We start from the raw sequence: 16,413 nt of genomic DNA, 5'->3' as shown, positions 1-16,413 counted from the left end.
CGCATGTAACGTCGTGTCGCGATTGACGTGCAATGCTGCGGCGCGGTAACCATCGCGGCAATTTTATTGCGCGCACTGTCGGAAGGGGCCTGCCATGTCGGATATCACACGCGAAACCATGGAATATGATGTCGTCATCGTGGGCGCGGGTCCCGCGGGCCTGTCGGCGGCGATCCGGCTGAAGCAGCTGGATGCCGACCTGAACGTGGTCGTTCTGGAAAAAGGCTCGGAAGTGGGCGCGCATATCCTGTCTGGCGCGGTGCTGGACCCCTGCGGTCTGGATGCGCTGATCCCTGACTGGAAAGCCAAGGGCGCGCCGCTGAACGTGCCTGTGACCGAGGACAATTTCTACATGCTGGGCGAGGCGGGCGAGATCCGCATCCCCAACTGGCCGATGCCGCCGCTGATGAACAACCACGGCAATTATATCGTGTCGATGGGTAATGTCTGCCGCTGGATGGCCGAACAGGCCGAGGCGCTGGGGGTCGAGATTTTCCCCGGCATGTCCTGTTCCGCGCTGGTTTACGGCGACGCTGGCGAGGTCAAGGGCGTGGTCGCGGGCGAATTCGGCCGCAACCCCGACGGGTCGATGGGCGATGCCTATGAGCCGGGGATGGAGCTGCACGGCAAATATGTTTTCCTGTCCGAAGGTGTGCGCGGGTCGCTGGCCAAGGAAGTGATCGCGAAATACGATCTGTCCAAAGGCAAGGAGCCGCAGAAATTCGGCCTTGGCATGAAGGAAATCTGGGAAATCGACCCCGCAAAGCACCGGATCGGCACCGTGACCCATACGATGGGCTGGCCGCTGGGCGCCAATGCGGGCGGCGGGTCGTTCATCTATCACCTCGAGAACAACCAGGTCTACGTGGGTTTCGTGGTGCACCTGAATTACAAGAACCCGCATCTGTTCCCCTACATGGAATTCCAGCGCTTCAAGCATCACCCGATGGTGGCCGAGCTTCTGAAGGGCGGCAAGCGCGTGGCTTACGGCGCGCGCGCGATTTCCGAGGGCGGGTATCAGTCGATGCCCAAGATGGTGGCGCCGGGCGTGGCGCTGCTGGGCTGTTCGGTCGGCATGGTCAACGTGCCGCGCATCAAGGGCAACCATAATGCCATGCTGTCGGGCAAGGCGGCGGCGGAAGCCGCGTTCGAGGCGATCACGGCGGGGCGTTCCAGCGACGAACTGACCGCCTATGAGACCGAGGTGCGGACTGGCGCGATCGGAAAAGACCTCAAGAAAGTACGCAACGTCAAACCGCTCTGGTCGAAATACGGCCTGACCGCCAGCCTTGCGCTGGGTGGCATGGACATGTGGACCAACACGCTTGGCTTTTCGCTGTTCGGCACGCTGGGCCATGGCAAGACCGATGCCGCCGCGACCGAGCCTGCCGACAAGCACAAGCCGATCGCCTATCCCAAGCCCGACGGCAAGCTGTCCTTCGATCGTCTGACCAATGTCAGCTTCTCAATGACCAATCACGAGGAAAGCCAGCCGTGCCATCTGCAACTGCGCGATGCGTCCGTGCCGATCGCGGTCAACTTGCCGAAATATGACGAACCCGCGCAGCGCTATTGCCCGGCTGGCGTCTACGAGGTGGTCGCAGAGGAAGGCAAGGATCCGCGTTTCGTGATCAACTTCCAGAACTGCGTGCACTGCAAGACCTGTGACATCAAGGATCCCAGCCAGAATATCAACTGGGCCACCCCGCAGGGTGGCGACGGGCCGAACTACCCCAACATGTGACACCTGTCCGCAAGGGGCGCGAATGGCGCGTTTTACGGCGGAAACCTGATCAGAGAGGCGGCGAATTGCCGCCTCTCATTGCGTTTGGCGGCAGAAGCGTTAGGTTTTGACAAAAGGCCACAAGGTCTGCTCGGGCGCGGCCCGCAGAACAGGCTGGCATCAACCGGGAGGCAAGGTATTGGCGGGCAGGATTTGGGCAGGACGATCACTGGCCCTGGCGGTATGGACCGCCCTTCTGGTTGGAGGCGCCCCGGTGCGGGCCGAACCGAATACCGGTGCTTACCTGGCCGCGCGCCAAGCCGTGCTGATGGGCGACTACAGGTCTGCGGCAGAATATTTCACACTGGCCCTGACACGCGATCCGGCGAACCCGATGATCCTGGAAAACGCGGCGCTGTCCTTTCTGTCGCTGGGTGATCTGGACCGCGCGCTGCCGATCGCGCAGCGGATGGAGGCCGAGGGGCTGGAAAGCCAGATCGCCAGCATGATCCTTGGCGCCACCGAGGCGAAGTCCGGTAATTTCGAGGCGCTGCTGTCCCGGATGGCTGACGGGCGCGGCACCGGCCCGCTTGTCGATGGGCTGACGACCGCCTGGGCGCATATGGGCAAGGGCGATGTGTCCGCCGCCCTCAAGTCTTTTGACGATCTGGCAAACCAGCCGGGGCTTGGTCCCTTCGCCAGCTATCACAAGGCGCTTGCGCTTGCGATGGTGGGCGATTTCGAGGGGGCAGAGGCGCTGATGGCCTCGGATGCGGCTGGCCCCTTGCTGCTGACCCGCCGGGCCGCGATTGCGAGGGCGCAGATCCTCAGCCAGCTGGATCGTGACGCCGATGCCGTGGCTCTGCTGGACGAGATGTTCGGCACCGATCTTGACCCGGCCCTGGCCGCGATGCGCGTCGCGCTGGCCAACGACGAAGTGCTGCCCTTCACCCTGATCGGCGATCCGGTGGACGGTATCGCCGAGGTCTATTTCTCGGTCTCGGCCTTCCTGCGCCGCGAGGCCGGGGATGAATATACCCTGCTCTATGCCCGCGTCGCCACCTATCTGCGGCCCGAACATACCGATGCGCTGCTGATGACCGCCTCGCTTCTGGAATCGATGGAACGCTTTGAACTGGCGGTCGAGACCTACAGGCAGGTGCCCGCCAGTGATCCGTCCTTTCATGCCGCCGAACTTGGCCGCGCCGAGGCGCTGCGCCGTCTGGACCGCGTCGATGCCGCGGTCGAGGTGCTGGAACAGCTGGTGCGCAGCCATGCGGACCTGGCCATCGTCCATGTGACCCTGGGCGATCTGATGCGCCAGATGGAGCGGTTCGCGGATGCGGTGACCGCCTATGACAAGGCGCTGGCGCTTTACCCTGCCGAAGATCAAAGCCAGTGGTTCATCCATTACGCCCGTGCCATCGCGCATGAACGCCAGGACAACTGGGACAAGGCCGAGGCCGATTTCCGCAAGGCGCTGGATCTGAACCCCGATCAGCCGCAGGTTCTGAACTACCTGGGGTATTCCCTGGTGGAAAAGCAGATGAAGCTGGACGAGGCGCTCGACATGATCGAACGCGCTGTCGCGGCGCGTCCCGACAGTGGCTATATCGTGGACAGCCTTGGCTGGGTGCTCTACCGGCTTGGCCGCTACGAGGAAGCCATCGTGCACATGGAACGCGCGGCCGAACTGATGCCGGTGGATCCGATCGTGAACGATCACCTTGGCGATGTCCTGTGGTCCGTGGGGCGCTTCCGCGAGGCGCGTTTCCAGTGGACCCGCGCGCTGTCCTTTGATCCCGAGGAGAAGGATGCAACCCGTATCCGCCGCAAGCTTGAGGTCGGGTTGGATGCGGTGCTTGCCGAAGAAGGTGCCGCCCCCCTGAAACAGGTCGCGAATGGCAACTGACGATGGCGTGCCCAAGGGCCGCCATGAGGAGCTGGCCCCGGCCAAGATCAACCTGACACTGCATGTCACCGGACAGCGCGCCGATGGCTATCACTTGCTGGATAGTCTGGTGGTCTTTGCCGATCTGGGCGACCGCCTGACGCTGACACCGGCGGATGCGCCTGCGCTGCATGTGGCGGGGCCGATGGCGCAGGCTGTGCCCACGGGCCCCGAGAACCTTGTGTTGCGCGCAGCCGCCAGCATGGGCGTTGCGCTTGATATCCGGCTGGACAAGCACCTGCCTGCGGCGGCGGGGATCGGTGGCGGATCGGCGGATGCTGCGGCGGTGCTGCGCGGGATCGTGGCTTTGCGGCCTGACATGGGTCTGCCCACAGATCAGGGTCTGTCGCTGGGGGCGGATGTGCCGGTCTGCCTGCGGGCGCGGGCCGCGCGGATGCGCGGGATCGGCGAGCAGGTGGACCCGGTCGAGGATCTGCCCCCGCTGCATGCTGTTCTGGTCAATCCCGGTGTGGCCGTGTCGACCGCCACGATCTTTCGCAGCCTTGCGCGCAAGGACAACCCGCCGATGCCTGCGGTGCTGCCGGTGTGGGGCGATGCCGCAACGCTTGCCGGTTGGCTGGCAGGGCAGCGCAATGACATGCAGGCCGCGGCCATTGCCGCCGCACCCGTCGTGGGGCAGGTGATCGCGGCGATTGCCGCGACGGATGGCTGCCTTCTGGCGCGGATGTCGGGATCGGGTGCGACCTGTTTCGGGCTTTATGCCGATGCACAGGCCGCGGGCCTTGCCGCCACATCGCTGGCGCGGCCGGGGTGGTGGGTGCGGGCCGTGCGCCTGCGCTAGGCGTTGCCCTTTGCCGCGGGGGCAGATGCCTCCGGCGGGGATATTTAAGGCAAGAAGAAACGCAAGGCAGCGCGGGCTCAGCGCAGACGGGCGACCACGTAATCGGCCAGATCCACCAACATCTGACGCAGCGGATGATCAGGCAGGGTCTCCATCGCGCCCTTGGCGCGGTCGGCCCAGTCCAGCGCATCGCGGCGCGTCGCCACAAGCGTGCCATGATGGCGCATGAGGGTGATGGCATGATCCAGATCGCCCTCGTGCTGATCGCCCTTTTCGATGGTGCGCGACCAGAAGGCGCGTTCTTCGGGGGTGGCCAGCGCCACGGCCTTGATCACGGGCAGGGTCAGCTTGCGTTCGCGGAAGTCGTCACCGACATTCTTGCCGGTCGCGCCGCTGTCGCCCTCGTAATCCAGCAGGTCATCGACGATCTGGAAGGCAATCCCAAGGGCATCGCCATAATCGAACAGCGCCTGCACCTGCGCCGGGTCTGCCCCGGCCAGGACGCCGCCCGCTTCGGTTGCGGCGGAAAACAGCGCAGCCGTCTTGCCGCGTACCACCTTGAGGTAGATGCCTTCATCTGTCTTGAGATCCTGTGCCGCGCTGAGTTGCAGCACCTCACCCTCGGCGATGGTGGCGGCGGCATTGGACAGGATTTCCAGCACCCGCAGATTGCCCGGTTCCACCATCAGCTGGAAGGCACGGGCAAAGAGGTAATCGCCCACCAGAACCGATGACTTGTTGTCCCACAGCAGGTTCGCCGTGGGCCGGCCGCGCCGTTGCGCGCTTTCGTCCACGACATCGTCATGCAGCAGCGTGGCCGTGTGAATGAATTCCACGGTCGCCGCCAGATGCACGTGGAAGGGGCCATCATAGCCGCAAAGCTCGGCCGCGGCGAGGGTCAGCATCGGGCGCAGGCGCTTGCCGCCGGCACCCACCAGATGCGCCGTGACCTGCGGAATGCGCGGCGCATGTTCCGAGGCCATACGCTCTGCGATCAGCGCATTGACCGCCTCCATGCCTGCGGCAAGGTGGTTGGCCAGAAGTTCATGCGGTTTGGTGGCGGCGGTTGCCGTGGCGCGGTCGAGGCTCATGTTTTCCCTGCTGCACGGGTCGACAAATCGCACACCATGCTCTTATCTGCCCTTTATGAAACAGCTGATGCGCACCAACAATCCGGTCTCGATGGCGATGGCGATATCCCTGCTTCAGGGCGAGGGTATAGACTGCTTTGAAATCGACGTAAACATGAGCGTCCTTGAAGGCAGTATCGGTATCCTGCCGCGCCGCCTGATGGTGCATGCGGACGATTATGACGCCGCCCTGCGGGTGATCATAGATAATGGCATGGGTCCCGATGGATGAGGCGGACCTGAGCCGCGATGCCTTTCTGGGCGGGCGGCTGATGATCCTGCAACCTCGGCAAGGCTATCGGGCCGGTGTTGATCCGGTCCTGCTGGCCGCCTCGGTGCCGGCGCGCGCGGGCCAGTCGGTGCTGGAGCTGGGTTGCGGCGTGGGCGTTGCATCGCTGTGTCTGGCGGCGCGGGTGGCGGGGCTGGATCTGGCCGGGGTCGAGATCCAGGCCGATTATGCCTACCTGGCGCGGCGCAATGCCGCGCAGACGGGTCATGCGCTGCATGTGGAAACCGCCGATCTGACACATCTTCCCGGCAGCTTGCGCCAGCGGCAATTCGATCATGTGATCGCCAACCCGCCCTATTTCCAGCGAGACCGGAGCATGCCAGCACGCGACAAGGGGCGCGAAACGGCCCTTGGTGAGGGCACCGCCCTGGCCGACTGGGTAGAGGTTGCCGCGCGCCGGGTTGTCGATGGGGGTCACGTGACATTCATCCAGCGGGCGGAGCGTTTGCCCGAGTTGATCGCGGTGATGACGCAGCGGCTGGGATCGGTCGAGGTGCTGCCCTTTGCGCCGCGCCGGGGGCGTGCGGCACAGCTGGTGCTGATCCGTGGCCGCAAGGGCGGGCGCGCCGCGTTCCGGCTGCTGGATCCGGTGCTGATGCACGAAGGGGCCACCCATGACGGGGACCGCGACGACTATACCGCGCTGGTCACCTCTGTGCTGCGGGACGGCGCGGCCCTGCCGTTTTGAGTGGCGCCACCCTGCGCTGTATCAAATGCGTTGGAAATTCTTTGCCGGATGCTGCGGGCGCAGCGTGACTTGTAGACGAATCTGTGATGCACTTGTCTTGTAGTTGTTACATTGGAGAGGAGACTGCCCATGAGCTTGAGTTCCCATGTCGAAGAACTGAAGAAGAAACACCGCACGCTCTCGGAAAAGGTTGAAGAGGCGCAGCGCGCCCCGGGCATCAGCACCGCCGAAATTGCCACTCTCAAGAAACAGAAGCTTCGCCTGAAAGAAGAAATCGAGCGTTTGAGCGCTAACGCCTGAACTCCCGGAAATGACAGGAAAAGCCCCCTTGCAACACAGGGGCAAGGCCAGCCGTGCAACCGGCTGGCCTTTTCATTGTGGCCTTGGTCAGCCGGCCATGAAATCCGTCACGGCCTGAACCTCTCCTTGGGTGATCTCATGCCCGCCGGCGTGCCATTCCAGCGTCACCTCGGCGCCCTGATCCACAAGATAATCGGCAAGGGCCTGGGTCATCGGCGCGGGGCAGATCGGATCGCGCTTGCCTGCGGTGATCAGGATGCGGCGCCCGGCAAGGCCGGGTTGCGGTTCGGGTGACCACGGGATCAGCGGATGCATCAGCACCATCCGGTCCACCAGGTCGGGATGGACCAGCGCCACGGCCATCAGGATATTGGCCCCGTTGGAATAGCCCAGGCCCGCCAGATGGCTGGACCCGGTACGCGCTTTCTGGTCCAGCATGAAGCGCGCCATTTTCTCGCGGCGCTGTTCCAGGTCGGCCATGTCATAGACGCCTTCCCCGGTGCGGCGGAAATAGCGGCTCATCCCGCCCTCAAGCACGTCACCGCGCGGCGAGACGACATGTGCGCCGGGGATCAGCCTTTCGGCAAAGCCATGGAACTGATGTTCATTGCCGCCGGTGCCATGAAAGGTCATCAGCAGGGGCGCACCTGCGCGCCCCCGCGTCGTGGCATGGATATAGGTCGCGTCAGTCACGGATCTTCTCCAGGTAACGGCTTTCCAGAACGTCGCGCAGATGTTCATGCTGGCGGGGAAGTTTCAGGGCCTGGCCCAGGTTCGCGCTATCCTCGTCCCGGTCGAAACCGGGCTCGTTCGTTGCCACTTCGAACAGAACGCCGCCGGGTGTACGGAAATAGATCGCCCAGAAATAATCGCGATCGATCACGGGTGTGACCTGCCAGCCGGTATCCAGAAGCGCCTTGCGTACCTCAAGCTGCGCCTTGCGGTCGGTGACCGAAAAGGCAAGGTGATGCACCGAGCCTGCGCCCTGCTGGGCGGGGGCGGCACCCGGCAGCGTCTCGATATCCACGACATCGGCGCCATTTCCGGCGGGTACGCGGAAGCGGGTGATATCGCCTTCGGTGTCGATCTTCTCATAGCCCATGAAGCGCAGCAGTTCAGCGCTGGCACCCGCATCGCGCAGGCGCATGTCGGCGGAATGAAAGCCGCGGATCGCATGCTCGGCGCTGACGCCCTGGCCTTCCCAGGGGGTGCGCTCATCCTCGACCTCGACTAGGGCGAAGCCGTCACCGTCCGGCCCGTCAAAGCGCAGGCGGTTTTCACCGAAGCGGGTTTCGGCCTTGATGTTCTTGACATCGAAGGTGGCCAGGCGATCGGCCCAGAAGGGCAACGATCCCTTGGGCACCGCGAAGGTCGTGATGCTGACCTCGCCCGCGCCGGGGCGGCCGCGGCGCGCACCTGGGAAGGGGAAATAGGTCATGACCGAGCCGGGCGTGCCCATCTCGTCCCCGTAGTAGAGGTGATAGACCTCGGGCGCGTCGAAATTCACGGTTTTCTTGACGCGGCGCAGGCCGAGGGTCTTGGTGAAGAAATCACTGTTCGATTGTGCCCCGCTGGCCAGCGAGGTCACATGGTGCAGTCCGTTGATCTGGGTCAGCATGTCAATTCTCCTTTGCGGCAGAATATGCGCCGCATGGCCGCGCAGAAAACGCGCATTCGGGCGCGTATTCTGTGCAGGATCGCACATGGCGGCGATGTCGCGGGCATGAAAAAAGCCCCCGGCCGTGTGGCAGGGGGCTTTGATCGCGGTTTTCGGGATCAGACGAAGAACTGCCCGCCGTTGGCCGAGATGGTCGAGCCGTTGATGAAGCCCGCATCGTCAGAGGCCAGGAACACGACGCAACGCGCGATTTCCTCCGGCTCGCCCAGACGGCCTGCGGGGATCTGTGCGATGATGCTTTCGCGGACCTTTTCCGGCACGGCCATCACCATATCCGTTGCGATATAGCCCGGGCAGATCGCGTTGGCGGTGATGCCGAAACGCGCGCCTTCCTGCGCCAGCGACTTGACGATACCCAGATCGCCGGCCTTGGAGGCGGCATAGTTCACCTGTGCGAACTGGCCTTTCTGGCCGTTGATCGACGAGATGATGATGACGCGGCCGAACTTGCGCTCGCGCATGCCGGGCCAGATCGGGTGGGTCATGTTGAATACGCCCGTCAGGTTGGTGTCGATCACGTCATGCCATTGCTGCGGTGTCATCTTGTGGAAGGGCGCGTCGCGGGTGATGCCTGCGTTGTTCACCAGAACGTCGATCGGGCCGACATCGGCCTCGACCTTCGCGATACCGGCGGCGCATTCCTCGTAATTGCCGACATTCCACTTGTAGGTCTTGATGCCGGTTTCCTTGGTGAATGCCGCGGCGGCCTCGTCATTTCCGGCATAGGTGGCCGCGACGGTGTAGCCCGCATCGCGCAAGGCGATGGAAATGGCTGCGCCGATTCCGCGTGATCCGCCCGTGACGAGTGCTGTTCTTGCCATGATATCCTCCAGTCTGGCTTAAGCTTCAGTAACTTGGTTACTTTGAATGGCTTTTGTACGCAAGATTATTGCGTACGTATTTTCGCGCAAACCCACGCATTTTCACACACCACAGACCAAAAGGGGGCACCATCGGCGCCCCCTTTGATATGCGTCAGGTCCGGCCTGATCAGACCCGCTCGAGGCACATGGCAACGCCCATGCCGCCGCCGATGCACAGGGTTGCAAGACCTTTCTTGGCGTCGCGGCGCTGCATCTCGAACAGCAGCGTGTTCAGGATGCGGCAGCCCGAGGCGCCGATCGGGTGGCCGATGGCGATGGCGCCGCCGTTCACGTTCACGATCGACGGATCCCAGCCCATGTCCTTGTTGACGGCGCAGGCTTGCGCGGCAAAGGCCTCGTTCGCCTCGACCAGATCCAGATCCTCGACCGACCAGCCGGCTTTGGCCAGTGCCTTGCGGCTGGCATGGATCGGACCCACGCCCATGATCGACGGATCAAGACCCGCCGTGGCATAGGACGCGATGCGCGCCAGCGGGGTGATCCCGCGCTTTTCCGCCTCGTCCGCTGTCATCAGCAGGACGGCGGCCGCGCCATCGTTCAGGCCCGATGCGTTGGCGGCTGTGACCGATCCGTCGCGGGTGAAGGCGGGGCGCAGCTTTTGCAGCGCTTCCATGGTGGCGCCGTGGCGGATGTATTCATCCTTGTTGATGATGATATCGCCCTTGCGGCTTTTCACGATGAAATCGATCACCTCATCGTCGAAGCGGCCCGCCTTTTGCGCGGCTTCGGCCTTGTTCTGGCTGGCCAGCGCGAATTCGTCCTGTGCATCGCGGCTGATCTGCCATTTTTCGGCGACGTTTTCTGCGGTCTGGCCCATGTGATAGCCGTTGAACGCGTCCCACAGGCCATCGCGGATCATCGAATCGATATAGGACACATCGCCCATTTTCACGCCGGCGCGCAGATGCGCCACATGGGGGCTGAGGGTCATGTTTTCCTGGCCGCCTGCCGCAACGATCGACGCGTCGCCAAGCTGGATGTGCTGGGCCGCCAGCGCCACGGCGCGCAGGCCCGAGCCACAGACCTGGTTGATCGACCATGCCGAGGATTCGATCGGCAGCCCTGCGTTGACATGCGCCTGGCGGGCGGGGTTCTGACCCTGACCGGCGGTGAGAACCTGGCCGAGAATGGTTTCGGAGACTTCCGACTTGTCGATGCCCGCGCGGGCGACGACGGCTTCGAGCACGGCGGCCCCAAGATCATGGGCGGGCGTATTCGCGAATGCACCCCCGAAAGAACCGACAGCGGTCCGCGCCGCCGAGGCGATTACGACATTGGTCATGTTTATCCTCCACCAATTTGAAGATCGAGGATCACCCGGCACGCGAGGTTGCGGGTACCGGACTCCCCGCCTTGGGAAAGGTGATAATGGAAGGCGGGTGCTGCGGCAACAGCACTTCTGCCCTAACCTGCCCGATGCAGGGTGGCCTGCAAGCGCGCAGGCGGGTCCCAAGGGGGCTGTACCGTGGGTGCGCCAAAGAAATAGCCCTGCTGACAGTCGACACCGATACTGGCCAGCCAACGGGAATCAGCTTGGCTTTCCACGCTTTCCGCCACGGTGAACATGTCGAACTGGCGCGCAATCTCGACCATGGCGCGGGTCAGGACCTGGTTGTCGGCGTCCCCATGCACACCGCGCACGAATTCCCCGTCGATCTTGACCAGATCGAAGTGGAAATCCCGCAGGTAGCGCAAGGACGTGTAGCCCGATCCGAAATCGTCCAGTGCGAAGGCGATGCCGCGCTTTTGCAGGTCCAGCATGAAGCGCGCGGCCAGTTCCGGCACGGTCATTGCACTGCGTTCGGTGATTTCCAGGATCAGCCTTTCGCCGATGGTCGGATCGCCCTGCAATCCCTGTTTGAGGCTGCGCATCCATCGCGGAAATCCGATGGAACGGGCCGACATGTTGATAGACAGTCGGATATGCGGCGTTTTCTGCAAGACGCGCAGGCCGGTTTCCAGCGCCACGCAATCCAGGATGCGCCCCGTTTCGGTGTTTTCCACAGCATTGATGAATTCGCGCGCGGGGATGATCCGGCCAGTGTCATCCAGAACCCTGATCAAGCCTTCGTAGAAGGCAATGCGATCGGGCCTTTGCGATTGCACGACGGGCTGAAAGGCCAGCATCGTGTCGCGGTGGCGCAGGGCATCGGCGACCATGGCCATGGTTTTACGGTCACGCGAGATCACGGCGTAATCCAGCGGCGAGGTCTCGCCGGGTTCCAAGTCTGCGAATCTTGCTTTCCCGTTTCGCATGTTCTGCCTCTGAGGTGATCTCGCCGCAGATTGACGCGAAACCCGTTATCAAAGAGATAATATTCCCTTTTTGTTCTAATTTTCCTAAACTCCAACGCGATCAACGGAGGGGCGGACGGATGGATGGCAGATGCGGCTGGGCGGGACCCGAACAGATTTACATTGATTATCATGATACCGAATGGGGCGTGCCGCAGCGCGACGGGCGCGCCTTGTGGGAACTTCTCTGCCTCGAGGGGTTCCAGGCGGGGTTGAGCTGGATCACCATTCTCAAGCGACGCGAGGGTTTTCGTGATGCTTTTCAGGGGTTTGATCCTGATGTCATCGCAGAATGGGGGCCGACAGAGGTGGCGCGCCTGATGCAGGATCCGCGCATCATCCGCCATCGCGGCAAGGTCGAGGCGATGATCGGCAATGCCCGTGCCTATCAGGTGATCGAGGCCGCGCAAGGCTTTGCCGCCTGGGTCTGGGATCATGTGGGCGGTGTGCCGTTGCAGAACCGTTTCGACAGCTTGTCAGCACTGCCCGCGCAGACCGATATTTCCAATCAATTGTCGAAAAACCTCAAGCGCGCGGGGTTCAAGTTCTGCGGTCCGACAATCGCCTATGCCTTCATGCAGGCGGCGGGGCTGGTCAACGATCACCTGACCGGCTGCCCCCGCCACGCCCAGGTGGCAGGGCTGCGCTGATCACATCCCCGAAACAAGGGCCGCGATGATGGCCTTGGCGCTGTCTGAGGACCAGTCGGCATCGCCGCGCAGACGCGCGATTTCCATACCCTCGGGGTTCAGGATCACCGTGATCGGCAGGCCCAAGATGGCCATGTCGCGGGCCAGCTGCTGCTTGGGGTCCATGTGCAGCGGCAGGTTGTCGACGCCGATCTCATCGAAGAAGCGCTGCATCGCCTGCGGCGGGTTGCGTCCGGTCGCGATGGTCACGACCTCGAAGGCATCGCCGCCCATCTCGGCCTGCAACTGCGACAGCTGCGGCATTTCCTTGCGGCAGGGGGCGCACCATGTAGCCCAGAAATTCAGCACGATGTATTTGCCCGCATAATCCGCAAGTCGGCCTTCCTGTCCTTCCCAGGTGGTGAAGGGCTGTGCCGACACTGGTTGCGGTTCGGAATGGAAATTCAGCTTCTTCATGTCGCCATCGCGCAGCGCCTCCAGCGCGGCAGTGTCGGCAAGGGCGGTGTTTGCACCAAGGGCAAGAGCCGTATAAAGGACGATCTGACGAAGAAGACGCATATTCCCTCCAAGGTGCAGCACATGACCGACAAGACCTCGAACCAGATGTGGGGCGGCCGTTTCGCCGCTGGCCCGGACGCGATCATGGAGGCGATCAATGCCTCGATCGGGTTCGATCAGCGGATGGCGGCGCAGGACATTGCCGGCTCGAGGGCCCATGCCGAGATGCTGGCGGCAACAGGTATCCTGAGTGATAGCGACGCGACCGCCATTCGGGAAGGGCTGCTCACGGTCTTGTCAGAGATCGAGACTGGGAATTTCCATTTTTCCACCGCGCTGGAAGATATCCACATGAACGTGGAAGCGCGGCTGAAAGAGATCATCGGCGAACCGGCGGGCCGGCTGCACACCGCGCGGTCGCGCAATGACCAGGTGGCGACCGATTTCCGCCTTTGGGTGCGTGACCAGATGGATGCGGCCATGGCCGGGATCGAGGCGTTGCAGCGCGGTTTCCTGGCGCAGGCCGAAGCCGGGGCCGATTGGGTGATGCCCGGCTTTACCCATCTGCAAACCGCGCAGCCCGTCACATGGGGGCATCACATGATGGCCTATGTGGAAATGCTGGGCCGCGATCACAGCCGCTTTGCCGATGCGCGGGCGCGGATGAACGAGTCGCCCCTTGGGTCCGCCGCGCTTGCGGGCACGGGCTTTCCCATCGACCGCGAGATGACGGCGCACAGCCTTGGTTTCGACCGGCCCACGGCCAATTCGCTGGATGCGGTCAGCGATCGTGATTTCGCGCTGGAATACCTGTCCTGCGCCTCGATCTGTGCGATGCATCTGTCGCGTTTTGCCGAAGAGCTGGTGATCTGGTCCTCGGCGCAGTTCCGTTTCGTGAGGATGCCGGACAAATGGTCGACGGGGTCGTCGATCATGCCGCAAAAGCGCAACCCTGACGCGGCCGAACTGATCCGCGCCAAGATCGGGCGTATTTTCGGGGCCAATGTGGCGCTGATGATGGTGATGAAGGGTCTGCCGCTGGCCTATTCGAAGGACATGCAGGAAGACAAGGAACAGGTCTTTGATGCCGCCGACAACCTGATGCTGGCGCTGGCCGCGATGACGGGCATGGTGGGCGACATGACCGCCAACCGCCCGGCGATGGCCGCGGCGGCAGGGGCGGGTTTCTCGACCGCGACGGATCTGGCCGACTGGCTGGTGCGCGCGCTGGGCCTGCCCTTCCGCGAGGCGCATCACGTCACAGGAACCCTTGTCGGCATGGCCGAGGCGCGCGGCTGCGATCTGCCCGATCTGGCGCTGGAGGACATGCAATCGGTCCATGCAGGCATCACGGCGGATGTCTTTGGCGTGCTGGGTGTTGAAAATTCCGTCGCCTCGCGCATGTCCTACGGGGGCACCGCGCCCGCACAGGTGCGCGCGCAGGTGGCCCGCTGGAAGGACCGGCTGGGATGAGACGCGGCATCGGGATGGCGATCGTTGGTACAGCGCTGCTGGCGCTGGCCGCTTGCGCCGTGCCGACGGGCGGGACGGTTTCGGAGCGAGGCACACAGGCTGCGCCCGCCGCGACCGGGTTGACCGTGTCGGGGTCGGCGCGGGTCGGCGTGACACGGACGATCAATTGAGGGGATTGGTGACATGAAGGCTTTCATTTTCGGCAGTCTGTGCCTGCTTGCGCTGGCCGCCTGCGGGGTCGAGGGTGCGCCGCTGCGCCCTTCGCTGGATGCGGGCGTGTCGATCACGCCGGGCGGCATCTATCCCTCGGCCAGTGTCGGCGTGAACAAGGGCCCTGTCAGCCTGCGGGTGGGCTTGTGATGTCGATGTCGCCGCTGCGGATGATCTACCTGGCGCTGGCGATCTGGGGCGCCATTCACCCGATGTACTGGTTCGTCACCCATATGGTCGAGACCGGCACCGGCCTGTCCGGTCTGATCGACGCCTGGTATGTGAACGCCTCGACCACGGGCCTGACCTGGGATCTGACCATCGCCGCGATCACCCTGACGGTCTGGATCATCGCCGAGGTGGCGGTGCGGCGGAACTGGCTGGCGCTGATCGCGATCCCGGCCACCTTCTGCATCGGGGTCAGTTGCGGCCTGCCGCTTTACCTGTTCCTGCGGACGCGCCCGGTCTGAACGGCGCATTTGAGTATTTGTGGAACGATGAAGCAGGCACCGTGCGGCATTGATCGGCGCGCGCGACCTGCTAAGAGGCTGTGACGCAGCAAGGGATTTTCGACATGGATCACTTTCTTTATCGGGGCGGCGCGCTTTACGCCGAGGATGTGCCGGTGTCGGAAATCGCGGCCAGCGTCGGCACGCCCTTCTATTGCTATTCCACGGCCACGCTGGAACGCCATTTCCGCCTGTTCGACGAGGCGCTTGAGGGCATGGATCATCTGGTCTGCTATGCGATGAAGGCCGCGTCGAATGTCGCGATCCTCAAGACGCTGGCGGCGCTGGGGGCGGGCATGGATGTGGTTTCGGGCGGGGAATACCTGCGCGCGAAAGCCGCCGGCGTGCCGGGCGCGCGGATCGTCTTTTCCGGCGTGGGCAAGACCGAGGCCGAGATGTGCCTGGCGCTGGAAGGCGGCGTGCGTCAGTTCAATGTGGAAAGCGAACCCGAGATGGAGGCGCTGAACCGCGTGGCGCTGGATCTGGGCAAGGTCGCCCCCATCACCGTGCGGGTGAACCCCGATGTGGATGCCAAGACCCATGCCAAGATCGCGACCGGCAAGAGCGAGAACAAGTTCGGCATCCCGATTTCGCGCGCGCGCGAGGTCTATGCCCATGCCGCGCGCCTGCCGGGTCTGCGGGTGGTCGGCATCGACGTGCATATAGGCAGCCAGCTGACGGATCTGGAGCCGTTTCGCCTGGCCTATCGCAAGGTCGCGGAGCTGTGCGAGGTGCTGCGCGCCGATGGTCACCGGATCGAGCGGCTGGATCTGGGTGGTGGCCTTGGCATTCCCTATGAGCGCAGCAATGCAGCACCCCCCCTGCCGATCGACTATGGCGGGATGATTCGCGAGGAGCTGGGGCACCTGGGCTGCGAGATCGAGATCGAACCCGGCCGCCTGATCGTGGGCAATGCGGGCATCATGGTCAGCCAGGTGATCTATGTGAAGGAAGGCGAGGGGCGCGATTTCCTGATCCTGGACGGGGCCATGAACGACCTGATCCGGCCAGCCATGTATGACGCGCATCATGATATCGTGCCGGTCATTGAACCCGCGCCCGGGTCCGAAAACCGCCCCTATGACGTGGTCGGGCCGGTCTGCGAGTCCGGTGACACCTTTGCCCGGCAGCGCCCGCTGCCGCCGCTGAGGGCAGGCGATCTGGTGGCCTTCCGGTCGGCAGGCGCCTATGGCGCGGTCATGTCCAGCGAATACAACACCCGCCCGCTGATCCCCGAGGTTCTGGTGAAGGGCGATCAATTCGCGGTTATCCGCCGACGTCCGACCTTTGACGAAATGATAAATCGGGATACCATTCCCGAATGGCTCTGACG

Annotated in this window: 19 protein-coding genes; 12 read left to right on the top strand and 7 right to left on the bottom strand. The window is 63.6% G+C overall.

Features of this window, described 5'->3' with window-relative positions:
- Positions 1-94 precede the first annotated feature (94 nt).
- From ACFQ3C_RS13345 to ACFQ3C_RS13335, 3 genes are all read left to right on the top strand, one after another.
- Positions 95-1,744 carry an electron transfer flavoprotein-ubiquinone oxidoreductase gene (locus tag ACFQ3C_RS13345; protein WP_380792709.1) on the top strand — a complete coding sequence of 550 codons (1,650 nt, stop codon included), beginning with the start codon at positions 95-97 and terminating at the stop codon, positions 1,742-1,744.
- Between the two features lie 253 nt (positions 1,745-1,997).
- Positions 1,998-3,635 (top strand): tetratricopeptide repeat protein, encoded by a 1,638-nt coding sequence (locus ACFQ3C_RS13340; protein WP_380792706.1) that lies wholly within the window; start codon positions 1,998-2,000, stop codon positions 3,633-3,635.
- A complete protein-coding gene (locus tag ACFQ3C_RS13335; RefSeq protein WP_380792703.1) occupies positions 3,625-4,476 on the top strand; it encodes a 4-(cytidine 5'-diphospho)-2-C-methyl-D-erythritol kinase in 852 nt (283 codons plus the stop codon). The genes ACFQ3C_RS13340 and ACFQ3C_RS13335 overlap by 11 nt, the downstream gene beginning before the upstream one ends.
- A gap of 77 nt (positions 4,477-4,553) precedes the next feature.
- Here the strand turns inward: ACFQ3C_RS13335 and ACFQ3C_RS13330 are convergent, their stop codons facing one another.
- Complete coding sequence (locus tag ACFQ3C_RS13330) at positions 4,554-5,567, bottom strand: polyprenyl synthetase family protein (RefSeq protein WP_380792700.1); 1,014 nt, start codon at positions 5,565-5,567, stop codon at positions 4,554-4,556.
- 55 nt (positions 5,568-5,622) lie between these two features.
- Between ACFQ3C_RS13330 and ACFQ3C_RS13325 the strand changes: the two genes are divergently transcribed.
- From ACFQ3C_RS13325 to ACFQ3C_RS13315, 3 genes are all read left to right on the top strand, one after another.
- Positions 5,623-5,838 (top strand): putative signal transducing protein, encoded by a 216-nt coding sequence (locus tag ACFQ3C_RS13325; RefSeq protein WP_380792697.1) that lies wholly within the window; start codon positions 5,623-5,625, stop codon positions 5,836-5,838.
- On the top strand, positions 5,831-6,583 hold the full coding sequence (locus ACFQ3C_RS13320) for a tRNA1(Val) (adenine(37)-N6)-methyltransferase (RefSeq protein ID WP_380792694.1): 753 nt from the start codon (positions 5,831-5,833) through the stop codon (positions 6,581-6,583). Before ACFQ3C_RS13325 ends, ACFQ3C_RS13320 begins: the two co-directional genes overlap by 8 nt.
- A gap of 129 nt (positions 6,584-6,712) precedes the next feature.
- On the top strand, positions 6,713-6,883 hold the full coding sequence (locus ACFQ3C_RS13315; RefSeq protein WP_380792691.1) for a YdcH family protein: 171 nt from the start codon (positions 6,713-6,715) through the stop codon (positions 6,881-6,883).
- An 87-nt stretch (positions 6,884-6,970) separates the two neighbouring features.
- Here ACFQ3C_RS13315 and ACFQ3C_RS13310 read toward each other — a convergent pair whose 3' ends face one another.
- The 5 genes from ACFQ3C_RS13310 to ACFQ3C_RS13290 all read right to left on the bottom strand — a co-directional run bounded on the left by ACFQ3C_RS13310 (position 6,971) and on the right by ACFQ3C_RS13290 (position 11,701).
- The gene (locus ACFQ3C_RS13310; RefSeq protein WP_380792688.1) at positions 6,971-7,576 is read right to left on the bottom strand and encodes an alpha/beta hydrolase; all 606 of its coding nucleotides are present in this window, start codon (positions 7,574-7,576) and stop codon (positions 6,971-6,973) included.
- Positions 7,569-8,501, bottom strand: coding sequence for a VOC family protein (locus ACFQ3C_RS13305; protein ID WP_380792685.1), 933 nt, complete (start codon positions 8,499-8,501; stop codon positions 7,569-7,571). Before ACFQ3C_RS13305 ends, ACFQ3C_RS13310 begins: the two co-directional genes overlap by 8 nt.
- A gap of 158 nt (positions 8,502-8,659) precedes the next feature.
- Positions 8,660-9,382, bottom strand: coding sequence for an acetoacetyl-CoA reductase (gene phbB / locus ACFQ3C_RS13300; RefSeq protein ID WP_380792682.1), 723 nt, complete (start codon positions 9,380-9,382; stop codon positions 8,660-8,662).
- Positions 9,383-9,551: 169 nt separating this feature from the next.
- The gene (locus ACFQ3C_RS13295; RefSeq protein ID WP_380792679.1) at positions 9,552-10,727 is read right to left on the bottom strand and encodes an acetyl-CoA C-acetyltransferase; all 1,176 of its coding nucleotides are present in this window, start codon (positions 10,725-10,727) and stop codon (positions 9,552-9,554) included.
- A gap of 122 nt (positions 10,728-10,849) precedes the next feature.
- Positions 10,850-11,701, bottom strand: a complete 852-nt coding sequence (locus ACFQ3C_RS13290) for an EAL domain-containing protein (protein ID WP_380792676.1) — start codon at positions 11,699-11,701, stop codon at positions 10,850-10,852.
- Positions 11,702-11,820: 119 nt separating this feature from the next.
- On the opposite strand from ACFQ3C_RS13290, the gene ACFQ3C_RS13285 reads away from it, so the two are divergent.
- Positions 11,821-12,390, top strand: a complete 570-nt coding sequence (locus ACFQ3C_RS13285; protein WP_380792673.1) for a DNA-3-methyladenine glycosylase I — start codon at positions 11,821-11,823, stop codon at positions 12,388-12,390.
- Here ACFQ3C_RS13285 and ACFQ3C_RS13280 read toward each other — a convergent pair whose 3' ends face one another.
- Entirely contained in the window at positions 12,391-12,948 is a 558-nt protein-coding gene (locus tag ACFQ3C_RS13280; RefSeq protein ID WP_380792670.1) for a TlpA family protein disulfide reductase, read from the bottom strand.
- Positions 12,949-12,969: 21 nt separating this feature from the next.
- Between ACFQ3C_RS13280 and argH the strand changes: the two genes are divergently transcribed.
- From argH to lysA, 5 genes are all read left to right on the top strand, one after another.
- A complete protein-coding gene (argH, locus tag ACFQ3C_RS13275; protein ID WP_380792667.1) occupies positions 12,970-14,361 on the top strand; it encodes an argininosuccinate lyase in 1,392 nt (463 codons plus the stop codon).
- Entirely contained in the window at positions 14,358-14,531 is a 174-nt protein-coding gene (locus tag ACFQ3C_RS13270) for a hypothetical protein (RefSeq protein ID WP_380792664.1), read from the top strand. Before argH ends, ACFQ3C_RS13270 begins: the two co-directional genes overlap by 4 nt.
- A 13-nt stretch (positions 14,532-14,544) precedes the next feature.
- Positions 14,545-14,721, top strand: coding sequence for a hypothetical protein (locus tag ACFQ3C_RS13265; RefSeq protein WP_380792661.1), 177 nt, complete (start codon positions 14,545-14,547; stop codon positions 14,719-14,721).
- A gap of 5 nt (positions 14,722-14,726) precedes the next feature.
- Positions 14,727-15,041, top strand: coding sequence for a DUF2834 domain-containing protein (locus ACFQ3C_RS13260; protein WP_380793338.1), 315 nt, complete (start codon positions 14,727-14,729; stop codon positions 15,039-15,041).
- 104 nt (positions 15,042-15,145) lie between these two features.
- Positions 15,146-16,411 (top strand): diaminopimelate decarboxylase, encoded by a 1,266-nt coding sequence (lysA, locus tag ACFQ3C_RS13255; protein ID WP_380792658.1) that lies wholly within the window; start codon positions 15,146-15,148, stop codon positions 16,409-16,411.
- Positions 16,412-16,413: the final 2 nt, after the last annotated feature.

It is taken from the genome of Seohaeicola saemankumensis, from assembly GCF_042678485.1.
In the GTDB taxonomy this organism is placed as follows: Bacteria; Pseudomonadota; Alphaproteobacteria; order Rhodobacterales; family Rhodobacteraceae; genus Seohaeicola; species Seohaeicola saemankumensis.
Note: the sequence above shows the minus strand (reverse complement) of the source record. Positions and strands in the feature narration are given on the sequence as shown.